Source organism: Duganella vulcania (assembly GCF_009857655.1).
GTDB lineage: Bacteria > Pseudomonadota > Gammaproteobacteria > Burkholderiales > Burkholderiaceae_D > Rugamonas > Rugamonas vulcania.
In genome coordinates, this window is the sequence record NZ_WWCX01000067.1 from 1 (window position 1) to 14,177 (window position 14,177).

Below are 14,177 nucleotides of genomic sequence, written 5' to 3' on the forward strand. Positions count from 1 at the left end.
GACGGCGCCCAGCGCGGCCGCGCCGACCCAGCGCCGGCGCGCGCCGCGCGCAAAGCCCGCGGCCAGCAACAGCAGCACCATCGCCAGCCACGCATAGTTGGGCCGGTAAGCGAAGGCCCAGTCGCCGTTGTACAGCGCCGGCAGCCAGGCGTGGAGGCGGCCGTAGTACATCGAGTAGCTGGCCAGCGGCGTCTCCCACCCGCGGTTGAACATGCCCACCTTGTCCACGGCGTAGCAGTAGAAAAAATACGCCTGCAGCGCCACCGACAGCCAGGCCAGCGCCAGGAACAGCGGGCGGCGGCGGCGCGACAGCTCCAGCAGGGCGTACAGCGTGGGCACCATGAACACCACGGCCGCGGGCCAGCCGAAGCGTCCGGTGAAACTCCAGCCGCCGTACCAGGCGGGATGCAGCGAATTGGGCACGATCAGCGTCGCGAAGACAGCCGCCCACAGCAGCAGGAACGGACGGTTGGCGCGGTACAGCCAGCCCACGCCCAGCAAGCCCAGCAGATTGATCGGGTTTTGCATCAGGAAACCCTGGTTCTGGTCGAAGTGCAGGCCCATCAGGACCATCAGGCTGGTCCTGCTCACTTCCACCGCGTTGTCCTGGTACGGGCCGGACATTTTGCCGAAGGCGTACTGATTGTAGGCGGCCAGCGCCACGCAGGAGACGGCGGCGGCCGCCAGCAGCCGGACCACGCGGCGCCGGTCGCCCGACTCGCGGTGGATCTTGGCGGCCACGGCCAGCACCAGCAGGGCGCAGGCCGGGCCGAACTTGATCTGCAGCCAGGGCAGGTAGACCACCGCCACGGCCAGCGCCAGTTCGGCTGCGGCGCTGCGCCGTTGTTGCGTGGTGAGGAACCAGTACAGGCCGGTCAGAGCAAGCAGCCCGCCCAGGATGTCGGGGTAGACCTGGCTGGCGGCGGGCACCAGCGGGGCGGCGATGCAGCCGGCCAGCACGGCCAGGCGGCGTGCCCCGGCCTCGCTGGAAAACAGGCCCGAGATCTGCCAGGCGCACAGCACCACGCCGGCGCCGCAGAGGATCATGAACAGCTTGGCGCCAAGGATGCCGCCCAGCGTGAACGGCAACGCCAGCAGCAGCGGCAGGCCGAGGTTGTGGAGGTTGAAGCGTCCGCGCGGGCCGGCGATGGAGTGGTCGTCGGCGGGCGGCAGGCCGAAGCGTTCGGGCTGGCCGGGTTGCTTGGCATCCTGGTACGGAATGGTCTGCTCCAGCGCGCCATGCCGGGCCAGGCCGTTGGCCATGACCATGTAGTGGGGTTCGTCGCCGGTGGGAATGTTGACCTGCGCCTGGCGCCACAGGGTCAGGGTCGCCAGCGCGCACGCCAGGTAGATCAACAGGATGGGCCAGGGGGAGGAGTGTTTCTGCATTGTCGGAAAGGGGTAGGGGCGCGCATGCAAAAACGACACTGATGCACTAAAAGTAATTGATGATACAGCAATAGGCGGTATTTCTCCAGACGGCGGCCGGCAGCCCGCCCGCCGCCGCGCCAATCCGCGCGACATACCTCGTATTAAGTTGTTGCGTCAAGGGTCTTTTCGCGCTACACTAGCCGGCTTCGGTATGGATTCGCCTTTTTATTGGTCCGTACTAATTTTAGTAGTTCAACATATCCCCGCCCAATCGTAGGTGGGAATTGGAGAAAAAATGAGCCTTGGCCTTCTCGGTCGCAAGGTTGGTATGATGCGCATCTTCACCGATGACGGGGATTCGATCCCAGTCACCGTGTTGGACGTATCGAACAACCGTGTTGCGCAAATCAAAACTCCTGAAACCGATGGTTACACCGCGGTTCAGGTCGCATTCGGTCAACGTCGCGCTTCCCGCGTAACGAAGGCTGTTGCTGGTCACCACGCTAAAGCCGGTGTCGAAGCTGGTACTCTGTTGAAAGAGTTCCGCGTTGACGCAGCCAAAGCTGCTGAACTGAAAGCTGGCGACGTCGTTGCCGCTTCCCTGTTCGAAGTCGGTCAGAAGATCGACGTTCAAGGCGTCACGATCGGTAAAGGCTACGCCGGTACCATCAAGCGTCACCACTTTGCTTCGGGCCGTGCTACCCACGGTAACTCCCGTTCGCACAATGTTCCAGGTTCCATCGGTATGGCGCAAGATCCAGGCCGCGTGTTCCCAGGTAAGCGCATGACCGGTCACCTCGGTGACGTCACCCGCACTGTGCAGAACCTCGAAATCGCCCGTATCGATGCCGACCGTCAGCTGCTGCTGGTCAAAGGCGCGATCCCAGGCGCGAAAAACGGCCAGGTTGTAGTGTCGCCTGCTGTCAAAGTTAAAGCAAAGAAGGGAGCTTAAACGATGGAACTCAAGCTCTTGAACGCTCAAGGTCAAGCCGCCTCTAACGTCGCCGCCGCCGATACCATTTTCGGCCGTGACTACAACGAAGCCCTGATCCACCAAGTCGTCGTTGCTTACCAAGCCAATGCTCGCAGCGGCAACCGTAAACAAAAAGACCGTGAAGAAGTCCACCACACGACCAAGAAGCCATGGCGCCAAAAAGGCACCGGCCGCGCTCGTGCTGGTATGTCGTCGTCGCCACTGTGGCGCGGCGGTGGTCGCATCTTCCCGAACTCGCCTGACGAGAACTTCACCCACAAAGTGAACAAGAAGATGTATCGCGCAGGTATCTGCTCGATCCTGTCCCAGCTGGCCCGCGAAGACCGTCTGACGGTTATCGAAGACCTGACGATCGAAGCGCCAAAGACCAAGCTGCTGTCGCAAAAGCTGACCGGCATGGGCTTTGACTCGGTTCTGATCATCACCGACGTCGCCAACGAAAACCTGGAACTGGCATCGCGTAACCTGCCTAACGTACTGGTTGTTGAACCGCGTCACGCAGATCCAATGTCCCTGGTGTTCTACAAGAAGATCCTGGTCACGAAAGCTGCACTGGCCAAGATTGAGGAGATGCTGGCATGAGCGCATTGAAATTTAGCGAAGAGCGCCTGATGAAGGTGCTGCTGGCTCCGGTCATTTCCGAGAAGGCCACCATGGTCGCGGAAAAGAACGAACAGATCGTGTTCCGTGTAACCACCGACGCGACCAAGCCAGAAATCAAAGCCGCTGTTGAACTGCTGTTCAAAGTGGAAGTGGAATCGGTGCAGACCGTTAACCGCGAAGGTAAGCAGAAGCGTTCCGGTGCCCACACCGGCCGCCGCAACCATACCAAGCGTGCTTTCGTGTGCCTGAAACCTGGCCAGGAAATCAATTTCTCCGAGGAGGCTAAATAATGGCACTCGTTAAGATGAAGCCAACCTCCCCAGGCCGTCGCGGCATGGTGAAAGTTGTGAACCCGGACCTGTACAAAGGCCGTCCGTTCGCAGCCCTGGTTGAGAAAAAATCGAAAACTGCTGGCCGTAACAACAACGGCCACATCACCACCCGCCACATCGGCGGTGGTCACAAGCAGCACTATCGCCTGATCGACTTCAAGCGTCAGAAGGATGGCATTCCAGCGAAAGTGGAACGTATCGAATACGATCCAAACCGCACCGCGAATATCGCCCTGCTGTGCTACGCCGACGGCGAACGCCAGTACATCATCGCCACCAAAGGCATGAGCGTTGGCGACACCGTGATGAACGGTTCGGAAGCGCCGATCAAGTCGGGCAACTGCCTGCCGATCCGCAACATTCCGGTCGGTACCGTCATGCACTGCGTCGAAATGCTGCCAGGTAAGGGTGCCCAGATGGCCCGTACCGCCGGCGCCGGCGTGGTCCTGATGGCCCGCGAAGGCACCTACGCTCAAGTGCGTCTGCGCTCGGGCGAAGTGCGTCGCGTGCACATCGAGTGCCGTGCAACCGTGGGTGAAGTCGGCAATGCCGAACACAGCCTGCGTAAAATCGGTAAGGCCGGTGCGATGCGCTGGCGCGGTGTTCGTCCTACCGTTCGCGGTGTGGTCATGAACCCGGTCGATCACCCGCACGGTGGTGGTGAAGGTAAAACTGCAGCTGGTCGTCATCCAGTGTCGCCTTGGGGCCAACAGACTAAGGGTAAGAAGACCCGCAGCAACAAGCGTACTTCTTCCATGATCGTCTCGCGCCGCGGCAAGAAATAAGGGGTAGCACATGACTCGTTCATTGAAAAAAGGGCCGTTCTGTGACGCCCACCTGGTGAAAAAAGTCGAAGCCGCGCAAGCTGCCAAAGACAAGAAGCCAATCAAAACCTGGTCCCGTCGTTCGACCATCATGCCTGACTTCATCGGCCTGACGATCGCCGTCCACAATGGCAAGCTGCACGTGCCAGTGTACGTTTCCGAGAACATGGTTGGTCACAAGCTCGGTGAATTCGCGCTGACCCGCACGTTCAAGGGCCATGCCGCTGACAAGAAGGCGAAGAAATAATGGAAACCAAAGCTATCCTCAAGGGTGTGCGCTTGTCGGATCAAAAAGGTCGCCTCGTGGCTGACCAGATCCGCGGCAAGAAAGTTGACGCTGCACTCAACATTCTGCAATTCAGCCCAAAAAAGGGCGCGACCATCATCAAGAAAGTGCTGGAGTCGGCTATCGCCAACGCCGAGCACAATGATGGCGCGGACATCGACGAACTGTTCGTGAAAACGATCTACGTCGAAAAGGGTCCGATCCTCAAGCGCTTCACTGCACGCGCTAAGGGCCGGGGCGATCGCATTTCGAAACAATCGTGTCACATTTATGTGACCGTCGGCAACTAAGGAGCCAAAGATGGGTCAAAAAATTCATCCAACCGGCTTCCGTCTGTCGGTTACCCGTAACTGGGCGTCGCGTTGGTACGCAGGCAACAGCAACTTCGCTGCCATGCTCAACGAAGACTTGAAAGCACGCGCTTACCTGAAAACCAAGCTGAAGAACGCTTCGGTTGGCCGCATCGTCATCGAGCGTCCTGCCAAGAACGCGCGCTTCACGATCTACAGCTCGCGTCCGGGCGTGGTCATCGGTAAAAAAGGCGAAGACATCGAAGTACTGAAGTCGGCGCTGACCAAGATCATGGGCGTGCCTGTCCACGTGAACATCGAAGAAATCCGCAAGCCGGAAATCGACTCGCAGCTGATCGCCGATTCGATCGCCCAGCAGCTGGAAAAGCGCATCATGTTCCGCCGCGCGATGAAGCGTGCGATGCAAAACGCCATGCGTCTGGGTGCCCTGGGCATCAAGATCATGTCGTCGGGTCGTCTGAACGGTATCGAAATCGCTCGTAAAGAGTGGTATCGCGAAGGCCGTGTGCCACTGCACACCCTGCGCGCCGATATCGACTACGGCACCAGCGAAGCTTCGACCACCTACGGCATCATCGGTGTCAAGGTGTGGGTCTACAAGGGTGACCGCGCGCCAAACGGCGACGCACCAGTCATCGATACCCCACCGGACGAGAAGAAGCCACGTGGCCCACGTCGTGACGACGGCAAACCAGCTGGCCGTCCGCGCCCAGCCGGCGCCGGCGCCAAGCCAGCCGCTCCAGGCGCTCGTGTACGCACTGCCGCCAAGCCGGCCGAGAAAGCAGGAGAATAATCATGCTGCAACCAGCACGCAGAAAGTATCGTAAAGAGCAGAAAGGCCGTAACACCGGCATTTCGCACACCGCCGGCACTTCGGTGTCGTTCGGCGAGTTCGGTCTGAAGGCCGTTGCCCGTGGTCGTATCACGGCACGCCAGATCGAGGCAGCACGTCGCGCCATGACCCGTCACATCAAACGTGGCGGCCGTATCTGGATTCGCGTGTTCCCGGACAAACCGATCTCGAACAAGCCTGCCGAAGTCCGTATGGGTAACGGTAAAGGTAATCCGGAGTACTACGTCGCTGAAATCCGTCCAGGCAAAGTCCTGTACGAAATGGATGGCGTCGCAGAAGAACTGGCGCGCGAAGCATTCCGCCTGGCCGCTGCCAAACTGCCACTGGCGACCACCTTCGTGGTCCGTCAAGTTGGTCAATAACAGGAGTGAACTATGAAAGCATCTGAACTCCGCGGCAAAGACCAGGCAGCTCTGCAAAAAGAGCTGAATGACCTGTTGAAGGCGCAGTTCGGCCTGCGTATGCAAACCGCTACGCAGCAGCTGAGCAACACTTCGCAGCTCAAGAAGGTACGTCGCGATATCGCACGTGTAAAAACGGTAATGAACACGAAGGAAGCCAAATGACCGAACCAGTAAAGTCGCTCAAGCGCACCCTGATCGGTAAAGTGGTGTCCGACAAGATGGACAAGACCGTTACCGTTCTGATCGAACGTCACGTCAAGCATCCTTTGTACGGCAAGATCATCGTCCGCTCGAACAAGTATCACGCGCACGACGAGACCAACCAGGTGAAAGCCGGTGACACGGTGGAAATCGTGGAAGGTCGTCCGATCTCCAAAACGAAGGCATGGACCGTGACGCGCGTGGTGCAAGCCGCGCAAATCGTTTAATTGAAGTCGTCGCCTCCGGTCTTCGGGCCGGGGGCGATTTTCAATTAGTTCTTGCAAGCCCGCGAGTTGTATGTAATACTTGCGGGCTTCGTTCATGTAACGCCGCAAAGTGTCTGGCCACAGACGCAGAACCGTGCGGTCAGTAGCAGTACGAAGGTCAAGCACCCAAACAGTGCGCTCTGCTTGAGCGTTCTGGCGGGACCAAGACTGACCGCGGGTCCGCATTGTGTGGATTCTTCGGCTTAAGTTGGGAAAGAGAATACTATGATTCAAACTGAAAGCCGGCTCGAAGTGGCTGACAATACCGGTGCCAAAGAAGTTATGTGCATCAAGGTATTGGGCGGCTCCAAGCGCCGTTATGCTGGCATCGGCGACGTGATCAAGGTAACCGTTAAGGTTGCTGCGCCACGTGGCCGTGTCAAAAAAGGTGAAATTTATAACGCCGTGGTAGTGCGCACCGCTAAAGGTGTTCGCCGCCAAGACGGTTCCCTGGTGAAGTTCGACGGCAATGCCGCCGTTCTGTTGAACGCCAAGCTGGAACCGATCGGTACCCGTATTTTTGGACCAGTGACGCGCGAGCTGCGCACTGAAAAGTTCATGAAGATCGTGTCCCTGGCACCGGAAGTCCTGTAAGGAGTCGTAATGGATAAGATTCGTAAAAACGACGAAGTCATCGTTCTGACCGGGAAAGACAAGGGCAAGCGTGGCGTCGTTCAGCAGCGTATCGATGCTGAGCATGTCGTGGTTGAAGGCGTCAACGTCGCTAAAAAAGCGACCAAGCCTAACCCAATGACTGGCGTACAAGGTGGTATCGTCGATAAGACTATGCCGATTCACGTGTCCAACGTTGCATTGTTCAATGCGGCGACTGGCAAGGCAGACCGTGTCGGTTTCAAAGAAGTGGATGGCAAAAAAGTCCGCGTCTTCAAATCGTCCGGCGAAGTAGTGAAGGCTTAAGAAATCATGGCACGTCTCCAAGAATTCTATAAAGAAAAAGTCGTCGCTGACCTGACCGCGAAATTCGGTTACAAGTCGGTGATGGAAGTTCCACGTCTGACCAAGATCACCCTGAACATGGGTGTCGGTGAGGCTATCGCGGACAAGAAAGTCCTCGAACACGCTGTGGGCGACCTGACCAAGATCGCTGGCCAGAAGCCAGTGACCACCAAGTCGCGCAAGGCAATCGCGGGTTTCAAGATCCGTGAAGGCTACCCGATCGGTACCATGGTGACCCTGCGCGGCGCTCGCATGTACGAGTTCCTGGATCGCTTCATCACCGTGGCCCTGCCACGCGTGCGCGATTTCCGTGGCGTCAATGGCCGCTCGTTCGATGGCCGTGGTAACTACAACATCGGCGTGAAAGAGCAGATCATCTTCCCGGAAATCGAGTACGACAAGATCGATGCGCTGCGTGGTATGAACATTTCGATCACCACCACCGCCAAGACCGACGACGAAGCGAAAGCTCTGCTCGCCGCCTTTAAATTCCCGTTCAGGAACTAAGAAGATCATGGCAAAACTCGCACTGATTAACCGTGAGCAGAAACGCGTCGACCTGGCAAACAAATTTGCCGCCAAGCGCGCTTCGCTGAAGGCCATCATCGACGACCAGTCGAAGTCGGAAGAAGAACGTTACGAAGCGCGCCTGAAGCTGCAAGCGCTGCCACGTAACTCGGCACCGACCCGCCAGCGTAACCGCTGCGCCGTCACCGGTCGTCCACGCGGCACCTTCCGTAAATTCGGTCTGGGCCGTATCAAGCTCCGTGAATTCGCCATGCGTGGTGAGATCCCGGGTATGACTAAAGCAAGCTGGTAATAGGAGAATATGCAATGAGTATGAGCGATCCTATCGCCGATATGCTGACCCGCATTCGTAACGCCCAGGGCGTGCAAAAGACGACCGTGGCCATGCCATCGTCGAAAGTTAAAATTGCGATTGCCAACGTCCTCAAGGACGAGGGTTACATTGAAGATTTCGCCGTAGCCGAAGCTGGTGGCAAAGCGGAACTGAAAATCGGTTTGAAGTATTATGTTGGCCGTCCCGTCATTGAGCGCCTTGAGCGCGTGTCCCGTCCGGGCCTGCGCGTCTACAAGGGCAAAGACGAGATCCCTACTGTGATGAATGGCTTGGGTGTGGCGATCGTGTCGACTCCGCAAGGCGTCATGACTGACCGCAAAGCACGCGCTACCGGTGTCGGCGGCGAAGTTATTTGCTACGTCGCATAAGGAGTTAGACATGTCTCGTGTAGCTAAAATGCCAATCGCTGTGCCAGCTGGCGCTGAAGTCGCCATCTCCGCAGCAGCGATCACCGTCAAGGGCCCGCTGGGCGTCCTGACCCAGGCCCTGAACGGCCAGGTCACGGTGGAAAACAATGCAGGAACCCTGAGCTTCGTCGCCGCTAATGACAGCCGCGAAGCCAATGCCATGTCCGGTACGCTGCGCGCACTGGTCAACAACATGGTCACTGGCGTGACCAAGGGTTTCGAGAAAAAGCTGAACCTGGTCGGCGTGGGTTACAAGGCGCAAGCGCAAGGCGACAAGCTGAATCTGTCGCTGGGCTTCTCGCACCCTGTCGTGCACTCGATGCCAGCCGGCGTCACCTGCGCTACCGCAACGCCAACGGAGATCATCATCAAAGGGATCGACCGTCAGCAAGTGGGCCAAGTGGCTGCTGAAGTTCGCGCTTACCGCTCCCCTGAGCCTTACAAGGGCAAGGGCGTCCGTTATTCGGACGAAGTGGTTAAGATTAAAGAAACCAAGAAGAAGTAACTAGGGGCTGACGATGGACAAGAAAGAATCACGTCTGCGCCGCGGACGCCAAACCCGGATCAAGATCGCGCAACAGAAGGTGAACCGCCTGTCGGTACACCGCACCAATCTGCATATCTACGCGAACCTGATCTCGCCGGATGCCAAAGTACTGGTATCGGCCTCCACGGCAGAAGTCGAAGTGCGCAACGAACTGGCTGGCAAATCGGGCAAGGGCGGCAACGCTGCTGCTGCCGCGATCGTCGGCAAGCGCGTCGCAGAGAAAGCACTGAAAGCAGGGATTACCGAAGTCGCGTTCGACCGCTCCGGTTTCCGTTACCACGGCCGTGTGAAGGCGCTGGCAGAAGCCGCGCGCGAAGCCGGTCTGAAGTTCTAAGGAACGATCATGGCAAAAATGCAAGCAAAAATGGCAAGCGACAAGCCGGATGACGGCATGCGCGAAAAAATGATCGCGATCAACCGCGTGACCAAAGTGGTCAAGGGTGGTCGTATCATGGGTTTCGCCGCGCTGACCGTGGTTGGTGACGGCGATGGCCGCATCGGCATGGGCAAGGGCAAGTCGAAGGAAGTCCCAGTGGGTGTGCAGAAGGCAATGGAAGAAGCCCGCCGCAACCTGATCAAGGTCTCCCTGAAGAACGGCACCCTGCAGCACACCGTTACCGGCCGTCACGGCGCATCGAAAGTGATGATGTCGCCTGCGAAACCAGGTACCGGCGTCATCGCTGGCGGCGCAATGCGCGCAATCTTCGAAGTAATGGGCGTGACCGACGTCGTGGCGAAATCCACCGGCTCGAGCAACCCTTACAACCTGGTGCGCGCCACGCTGGATGGTCTGGCAAAAATGAGTACTCCTGCTGAAATTGCTGCGAAACGCGGCAAGTCGGTAGAAGAGATCCTGGGCTAAGGTGAACGACATGACAACTAAAACCGTCAAAGTACAATTGGTCAAGGGCTTGATCGGCACGCGCGAAGATCACCGTGCCACCGTCCGCGGTCTGGGCCTGCGTCGCGTCAACTCGGTCTCCGAGCTGCAAGACACCCCATCCGTGCGCGGCATGATCAACAAAGTCTCGTACCTCGTTAAAGTAGTTGCGTAAGCCCCCGGGCTTACACACGGAGAAATCATGGAACTGAATACCATACAACCAGCCGATGGCGCCAAGCACTACAAGCGTCGCGTCGGCCGCGGTATCGGCTCCGGTCTGGGTAAAACCTCGGGCCGTGGTCACAAGGGTCAAAAATCGCGTTCGGGCGGCTTCCACAAAGTCGGTTTCGAAGGCGGTCAGATGCCTCTGCAACGCCGTCTGCCTAAGCGCGGTTTCAAGTCGCTCAACGCCACCTTCAAAGCTGAAGTGCGCCTGTCCGACCTGAACAACCTGGCCGTTGGCGACGTCGACATCCTGGTGCTGAAGCAAGCTGGCGTACTGAGCGTGCTGGCACGCGACGTGCGCGTCATTCTGTCCGGCGAGATCACCAAAGCGGTGAACCTCAAAGGCCTGAAAGTGACCGCTGGCGCGAAAGCCGCCATCGAAGCAGCCGGCGGCTCGGTAGCCTGAGTTGACCGCTAACAGCTTGATCGGAGCGAAAATTGGCGACTAATCCACAATTGGCTAAAAGTGCAGCAGCTGGTTTCCCCTGGGGCCGGCTCTGGTTCTTGCTTGGCGCATTGGTGGTTTATCGTATCGGCGCTCACATCCCGGTTCCCGGGATCGATCCGGTACAATTGGCCGCGCTGTTCAAGTCGCAAGAGGGTGGCATCCTGGGCATGTTGAACATGTTCAGCGGTGGCGCTCTCGCGCGCTTCACAGTCTTTGCGCTGGGTATCACGCCTTACATCTCGGCCTCGATCATCATGCAACTGGTGTCGATCGTTTCGCCGCAGATGGAAGCGCTCAAAAAAGAAGGCGAAGCAGGCCGTCGCAAGATCACCCAGTACACCCGGTATTTCACGGTGGTGCTGGCGTCGTTCCAGGCGTTCGGCATCGCAGTCGCACTGGAGTCGCAAGCAGGTCTGGTGCTGGATCCAGGCTTTGCATTCCGTTTCGTGACGGTCGTTACGCTGTTGACCGGAACCATGTTCGTGATGTGGTTGGGCGAGCAGATTACCGAGCGCGGTCTCGGTAACGGCATCTCGATCATCATCTTCGCGGGTATCGCCGCCGGCCTGCCGGGCGCACTGGGAGGCCTGGCCTCGTCGGTGAGCAACGGTTCGATCGGTGCCCTGTCCGCGATCATCATCATGATCCTGGTTGTGGCGGTGACGTTCTTCGTGGTCTTTGTCGAACGTGGCCAACGCAAGATTCTGGTGAACTACGCGAAACGCCAGGTGGGTAACAAGATTTACGGTGGACAAACGTCGCACCTGCCATTGAAGTTGAACATGGCCGGCGTGATCCCACCGATCTTCGCTTCGTCGATTATCTTGTTCCCGGCAACGATCGTGGGCTGGTTCACGACGGGCGCCGATACGGCCAACCCGGCGGTCCGGTTCCTGAAAGATTTGGCAGCATCGATGGGGCCAGGCGAGCCCATCCACGCACTGTTGTACGCCATTGCGATCGTGTTTTTCTGTTTCTTCTATACAGCGCTGGTCTTCAACAGCAAGGAAACAGCGGATAACTTGAAGAAGAGCGGGGCCTTTGTGCCAGGGATTCGTCCCGGTGAGCAGACTGCCCGTTACATCGACAAGATCCTGACACGTTTGACACTGGCTGGCGCCATCTACATCACGTTGGTGTGTTTGTTGCCGGAATTCATGCAAGCCGAGTGGAAAGTACCGTTCTATTTCGGCGGCACTTCTCTGTTGATTATTGTGGTTGTTACCATGGATTTCATGGCGCAAGTGCAAAACTACGTGATGTCGCAGCAATATGAATCGCTGCTGCGCAAAGCAAACTTCAAGGGCGGAATTCCGACGCGATAAGCGCGGTTTCAAACATACCGAATGGCAAAAGACGACGTCATACAGATGCAGGGCGAGATTCTTGAGAATCTCCCGAATGCAACATTTCGAGTAAAGCTGGAAAACGGACACGTGGTGCTCGGGCATATTTCGGGTAAAATGCGGATGAACTATATCCGCATTCTTCCTGGCGACAAGGTGACGGTAGAGCTGACACCTTACGACCTGAGCCGCGCACGTATCGTGTTCCGGACCAAGTAACTTAAATAATCGAACCAAGAAGAGAGTGCAAAATGAAAGTTAACGCCTCAGTCAAGCGGATCTGCCGCAACTGCAAGATCATCAAGCGCAAGGGCGTTGTTCGCGTAATCTGCGTCGAACCACGTCACAAGCAGCGTCAAGGTTAATAACCGTTATTTATCGAGGAATAACGAATGGCACGTATTGCAGGGGTTAATATCCCAAATCATCAGCACACCGTTATCGGCCTGACGGCCATCTACGGTGTAGGCCGTCCACGCGCAAAGTTCATCTGCGCCGCGACGGGTATTGCGACCGATAAAAAGGTCAAAGATCTGGACGACAGCGAACTGGAAAAACTGCGCGATGAAGTAGCTAAATTCATCGTCGAAGGCGACCTGCGTCGTGAGCTGTCCATGAACATCAAGCGTTTGATGGATCTGGGTTGCTACCGCGGCATGCGTCACCGTAAGGGCCTGCCGGTCCGCGGTCAGCGCACCCGCACCAATGCACGTACCCGCAAGGGCCCGCGCAAAGCCGCTCAATCGCTCAAGAAATAATCTAGGGAAATCACATGGCTAAGCAACAAAGCAGCGCAGCAGCAGCGCGCGTCCGCAAGAAGGTCAAGAAGAACGTTGCAGAAGGTATCGCACACGTTCACGCTTCCTTCAACAACACCATCATTACCATCACCGACCGTCAGGGCAACGCTCTGTCGTGGGCGACCTCCGGTGGTGCTGGCTTCAAGGGTTCGCGTAAATCGACCCCGTTCGCAGCGCAGGTTGCGGCCGAAGCAGCTGGTAAAGTCGCAGTCGAATGCGGCGTGAAGAACCTGGAAGTGCGTATCAAGGGCCCTGGTCCTGGTCGTGAATCCGCAGTGCGCGCACTGAACAACCTGGGCATCAAGATCACCGAGATCCAGGACGTTACCCCAGTTCCGCACAACGGCTGCCGTCCTCCAAAACGTCGTCGTATCTAAGAGTCCGGTCGGCGGCGAAGCTCGCTTCGCCTCCTTCCGACTTGCAGAAATCGCTGGAGCAGGAGACCGGAAACGGTTATACTGCCCGGCTGTTGTCGCCTGTCGAACGCAGTTCGGCGGGTTATTCGCATTTTAGCCACCGTCTGGCCCACCCTGAGGATCAGACTAGCGCCTAACCATTTCACGATGGCTGGGGCGTTATTATTTAAAAAAAGGAAGCATCGTGGCACGTTATATCGGACCTAAAGCAAAACTCTCCCGCCGTGAAGGTACTGACCTGTTCCTGAAGAGCGCACGCCGCTCGCTGGACAGCAAGTGCAAACTGGACGTCAAACCAGGCCAGCACGGCGTCAAGTCGGGTGCCCGCACCTCGGACTACGGCAACCAACTGCGCGAAAAGCAAAAAGTCAAGCGTATGTACGGCGTTCTGGAACGTCAGTTCCGTCGCTACTTCGCAGAAGCCGACCGCCGCAAAGGCAACACCGGCGAAACCCTGCTGAAGCTGCTGGAAACCCGCCTGGACAACGTTGCATACCGCATGGGCTTCGGCTCGACCCGCGCTGAAGCGCGTCAGCTGGTATCGCACAAAGCCTTCACCGTGAACGGCCAGGTCGTGAACATCGCTTCGTACGCTGTCAAGGTCGGCGACGTTATCGCCGTGCGCGAAAAGTCGAAGAAGCAAGTGCGTATCCTGGAAGCGCTGTCGCTGGCTGAACAAGTTGGCATGCCAGCTTGGGTGTCGGTTGATGCCAAGAAAATGGAAGGCACCTTCAAGTCCCTGCCAGAGCGCAACGAGATCGCCAACGACGTCAACGAATCGCTGATCGTCGAACTGTACTCGCGTTAATCTGTAGTCTAAGTAGCACCAAAACCCGCCCGC

27 protein-coding genes are annotated in these 14,177 nt (G+C 57.7%); 26 read left to right on the forward strand and 1 reads right to left on the reverse strand.

The window, feature by feature from the left end; genetic code table 11:
* On the reverse strand, window positions 1-1,389 hold a 1,389-nt coding region (locus GTP90_RS25665; RefSeq protein WP_161086196.1), incomplete at its 3' end, for a hypothetical protein.
* A 277-nt stretch (window positions 1,390-1,666) separates the two neighbouring features.
* Between GTP90_RS25665 and rplC the strand changes: the two genes are divergently transcribed.
* From rplC to rpsD, 26 genes are all read left to right on the forward strand, one after another.
* Window positions 1,667-2,323, forward strand: coding sequence for a 50S ribosomal protein L3 (gene rplC, locus GTP90_RS25670; RefSeq protein ID WP_020704370.1), 657 nt, complete (start codon window positions 1,667-1,669; stop codon window positions 2,321-2,323).
* Window positions 2,324-2,326: 3 nt separating this feature from the next.
* Window positions 2,327-2,947 (forward strand): 50S ribosomal protein L4, encoded by a 621-nt coding sequence (gene rplD / locus GTP90_RS25675; protein ID WP_117014458.1) that lies wholly within the window; start codon window positions 2,327-2,329, stop codon window positions 2,945-2,947.
* A complete protein-coding gene (rplW, locus tag GTP90_RS25680; RefSeq protein WP_008444291.1) occupies window positions 2,944-3,258 on the forward strand; it encodes a 50S ribosomal protein L23 in 315 nt (104 codons plus the stop codon). Before rplD ends, rplW begins: the two co-directional genes overlap by 4 nt.
* Window positions 3,258-4,085: a 50S ribosomal protein L2 gene (gene rplB / locus GTP90_RS25685; RefSeq protein ID WP_008444293.1), complete on the forward strand. Its 828-nt coding sequence runs from the start codon at window positions 3,258-3,260 to the stop codon at window positions 4,083-4,085. Before rplW ends, rplB begins: the two co-directional genes overlap by 1 nt.
* A 10-nt stretch (window positions 4,086-4,095) precedes the next feature.
* Window positions 4,096-4,371, forward strand: coding sequence for a 30S ribosomal protein S19 (gene rpsS / locus GTP90_RS25690; RefSeq protein WP_008444295.1), 276 nt, complete (start codon window positions 4,096-4,098; stop codon window positions 4,369-4,371).
* Window positions 4,368-4,700 (forward strand): 50S ribosomal protein L22, encoded by a 333-nt coding sequence (rplV, locus tag GTP90_RS25695; protein WP_176362469.1) that lies wholly within the window; start codon window positions 4,368-4,370, stop codon window positions 4,698-4,700. The genes rpsS and rplV overlap by 4 nt, the downstream gene beginning before the upstream one ends.
* A gap of 10 nt (window positions 4,701-4,710) precedes the next feature.
* Window positions 4,711-5,514 (forward strand): 30S ribosomal protein S3, encoded by an 804-nt coding sequence (gene rpsC, locus GTP90_RS25700; RefSeq protein ID WP_152841147.1) that lies wholly within the window; start codon window positions 4,711-4,713, stop codon window positions 5,512-5,514.
* 2 nt (window positions 5,515-5,516) lie between these two features.
* Complete coding sequence (rplP, locus tag GTP90_RS25705; protein ID WP_008444302.1) at window positions 5,517-5,936, forward strand: 50S ribosomal protein L16; 420 nt, start codon at window positions 5,517-5,519, stop codon at window positions 5,934-5,936.
* A 12-nt stretch (window positions 5,937-5,948) separates the two neighbouring features.
* Window positions 5,949-6,140, forward strand: a complete 192-nt coding sequence (gene rpmC / locus GTP90_RS25710; RefSeq protein ID WP_020704377.1) for a 50S ribosomal protein L29 — start codon at window positions 5,949-5,951, stop codon at window positions 6,138-6,140.
* Window positions 6,137-6,406: a 30S ribosomal protein S17 gene (gene rpsQ, locus GTP90_RS25715; protein WP_008444314.1), complete on the forward strand. Its 270-nt coding sequence runs from the start codon at window positions 6,137-6,139 to the stop codon at window positions 6,404-6,406. The genes rpmC and rpsQ overlap by 4 nt, the downstream gene beginning before the upstream one ends.
* A gap of 264 nt (window positions 6,407-6,670) precedes the next feature.
* On the forward strand, window positions 6,671-7,039 hold the full coding sequence (rplN, locus tag GTP90_RS25720; protein ID WP_008444317.1) for a 50S ribosomal protein L14: 369 nt from the start codon (window positions 6,671-6,673) through the stop codon (window positions 7,037-7,039).
* Window positions 7,040-7,048: 9 nt separating this feature from the next.
* Window positions 7,049-7,363 (forward strand): 50S ribosomal protein L24, encoded by a 315-nt coding sequence (rplX, locus tag GTP90_RS25725; RefSeq protein ID WP_008444319.1) that lies wholly within the window; start codon window positions 7,049-7,051, stop codon window positions 7,361-7,363.
* Between the two features lie 6 nt (window positions 7,364-7,369).
* On the forward strand, window positions 7,370-7,909 hold the full coding sequence (gene rplE, locus GTP90_RS25730) for a 50S ribosomal protein L5 (RefSeq protein WP_008444321.1): 540 nt from the start codon (window positions 7,370-7,372) through the stop codon (window positions 7,907-7,909).
* Between the two features lie 7 nt (window positions 7,910-7,916).
* Window positions 7,917-8,222: a 30S ribosomal protein S14 gene (rpsN, locus tag GTP90_RS25735; protein WP_008444324.1), complete on the forward strand. Its 306-nt coding sequence runs from the start codon at window positions 7,917-7,919 to the stop codon at window positions 8,220-8,222.
* A 14-nt stretch (window positions 8,223-8,236) separates the two neighbouring features.
* Window positions 8,237-8,632, forward strand: coding sequence for a 30S ribosomal protein S8 (rpsH, locus tag GTP90_RS25740; protein ID WP_008444325.1), 396 nt, complete (start codon window positions 8,237-8,239; stop codon window positions 8,630-8,632).
* A gap of 10 nt (window positions 8,633-8,642) precedes the next feature.
* Window positions 8,643-9,176 carry a 50S ribosomal protein L6 gene (gene rplF, locus GTP90_RS25745; RefSeq protein ID WP_008444327.1) on the forward strand — a complete coding sequence of 178 codons (534 nt, stop codon included), beginning with the start codon at window positions 8,643-8,645 and terminating at the stop codon, window positions 9,174-9,176.
* 13 nt (window positions 9,177-9,189) lie between these two features.
* Window positions 9,190-9,552 (forward strand): 50S ribosomal protein L18, encoded by a 363-nt coding sequence (gene rplR, locus GTP90_RS25750; protein ID WP_090325886.1) that lies wholly within the window; start codon window positions 9,190-9,192, stop codon window positions 9,550-9,552.
* Window positions 9,553-9,561: 9 nt separating this feature from the next.
* A complete protein-coding gene (gene rpsE / locus GTP90_RS25755; RefSeq protein ID WP_008444331.1) occupies window positions 9,562-10,080 on the forward strand; it encodes a 30S ribosomal protein S5 in 519 nt (172 codons plus the stop codon).
* A gap of 10 nt (window positions 10,081-10,090) precedes the next feature.
* The gene (rpmD, locus tag GTP90_RS25760) at window positions 10,091-10,273 is read left to right on the forward strand and encodes a 50S ribosomal protein L30 (RefSeq protein ID WP_090325890.1); all 183 of its coding nucleotides are present in this window, start codon (window positions 10,091-10,093) and stop codon (window positions 10,271-10,273) included.
* Between the two features lie 27 nt (window positions 10,274-10,300).
* Window positions 10,301-10,732 carry a 50S ribosomal protein L15 gene (rplO, locus tag GTP90_RS25765; RefSeq protein WP_008444334.1) on the forward strand — a complete coding sequence of 144 codons (432 nt, stop codon included), beginning with the start codon at window positions 10,301-10,303 and terminating at the stop codon, window positions 10,730-10,732.
* Between the two features lie 32 nt (window positions 10,733-10,764).
* Window positions 10,765-12,099, forward strand: a complete 1,335-nt coding sequence (gene secY / locus GTP90_RS25770; protein WP_117014456.1) for a preprotein translocase subunit SecY — start codon at window positions 10,765-10,767, stop codon at window positions 12,097-12,099.
* Window positions 12,100-12,120: 21 nt separating this feature from the next.
* Window positions 12,121-12,339 carry a translation initiation factor IF-1 gene (gene infA, locus GTP90_RS25775; protein ID WP_005663428.1) on the forward strand — a complete coding sequence of 73 codons (219 nt, stop codon included), beginning with the start codon at window positions 12,121-12,123 and terminating at the stop codon, window positions 12,337-12,339.
* 32 nt (window positions 12,340-12,371) lie between these two features.
* Window positions 12,372-12,485, forward strand: coding sequence for a 50S ribosomal protein L36 (gene rpmJ / locus GTP90_RS25780; RefSeq protein ID WP_005663407.1), 114 nt, complete (start codon window positions 12,372-12,374; stop codon window positions 12,483-12,485).
* 27 nt (window positions 12,486-12,512) lie between these two features.
* A complete protein-coding gene (gene rpsM / locus GTP90_RS25785) occupies window positions 12,513-12,878 on the forward strand; it encodes a 30S ribosomal protein S13 (RefSeq protein ID WP_019923475.1) in 366 nt (121 codons plus the stop codon).
* 14 nt (window positions 12,879-12,892) lie between these two features.
* On the forward strand, window positions 12,893-13,297 hold the full coding sequence (gene rpsK / locus GTP90_RS25790) for a 30S ribosomal protein S11 (RefSeq protein ID WP_008444339.1): 405 nt from the start codon (window positions 12,893-12,895) through the stop codon (window positions 13,295-13,297).
* A 223-nt stretch (window positions 13,298-13,520) separates the two neighbouring features.
* A complete protein-coding gene (gene rpsD, locus GTP90_RS25795; protein ID WP_117014455.1) occupies window positions 13,521-14,144 on the forward strand; it encodes a 30S ribosomal protein S4 in 624 nt (207 codons plus the stop codon).
* Window positions 14,145-14,177: the final 33 nt, after the last annotated feature.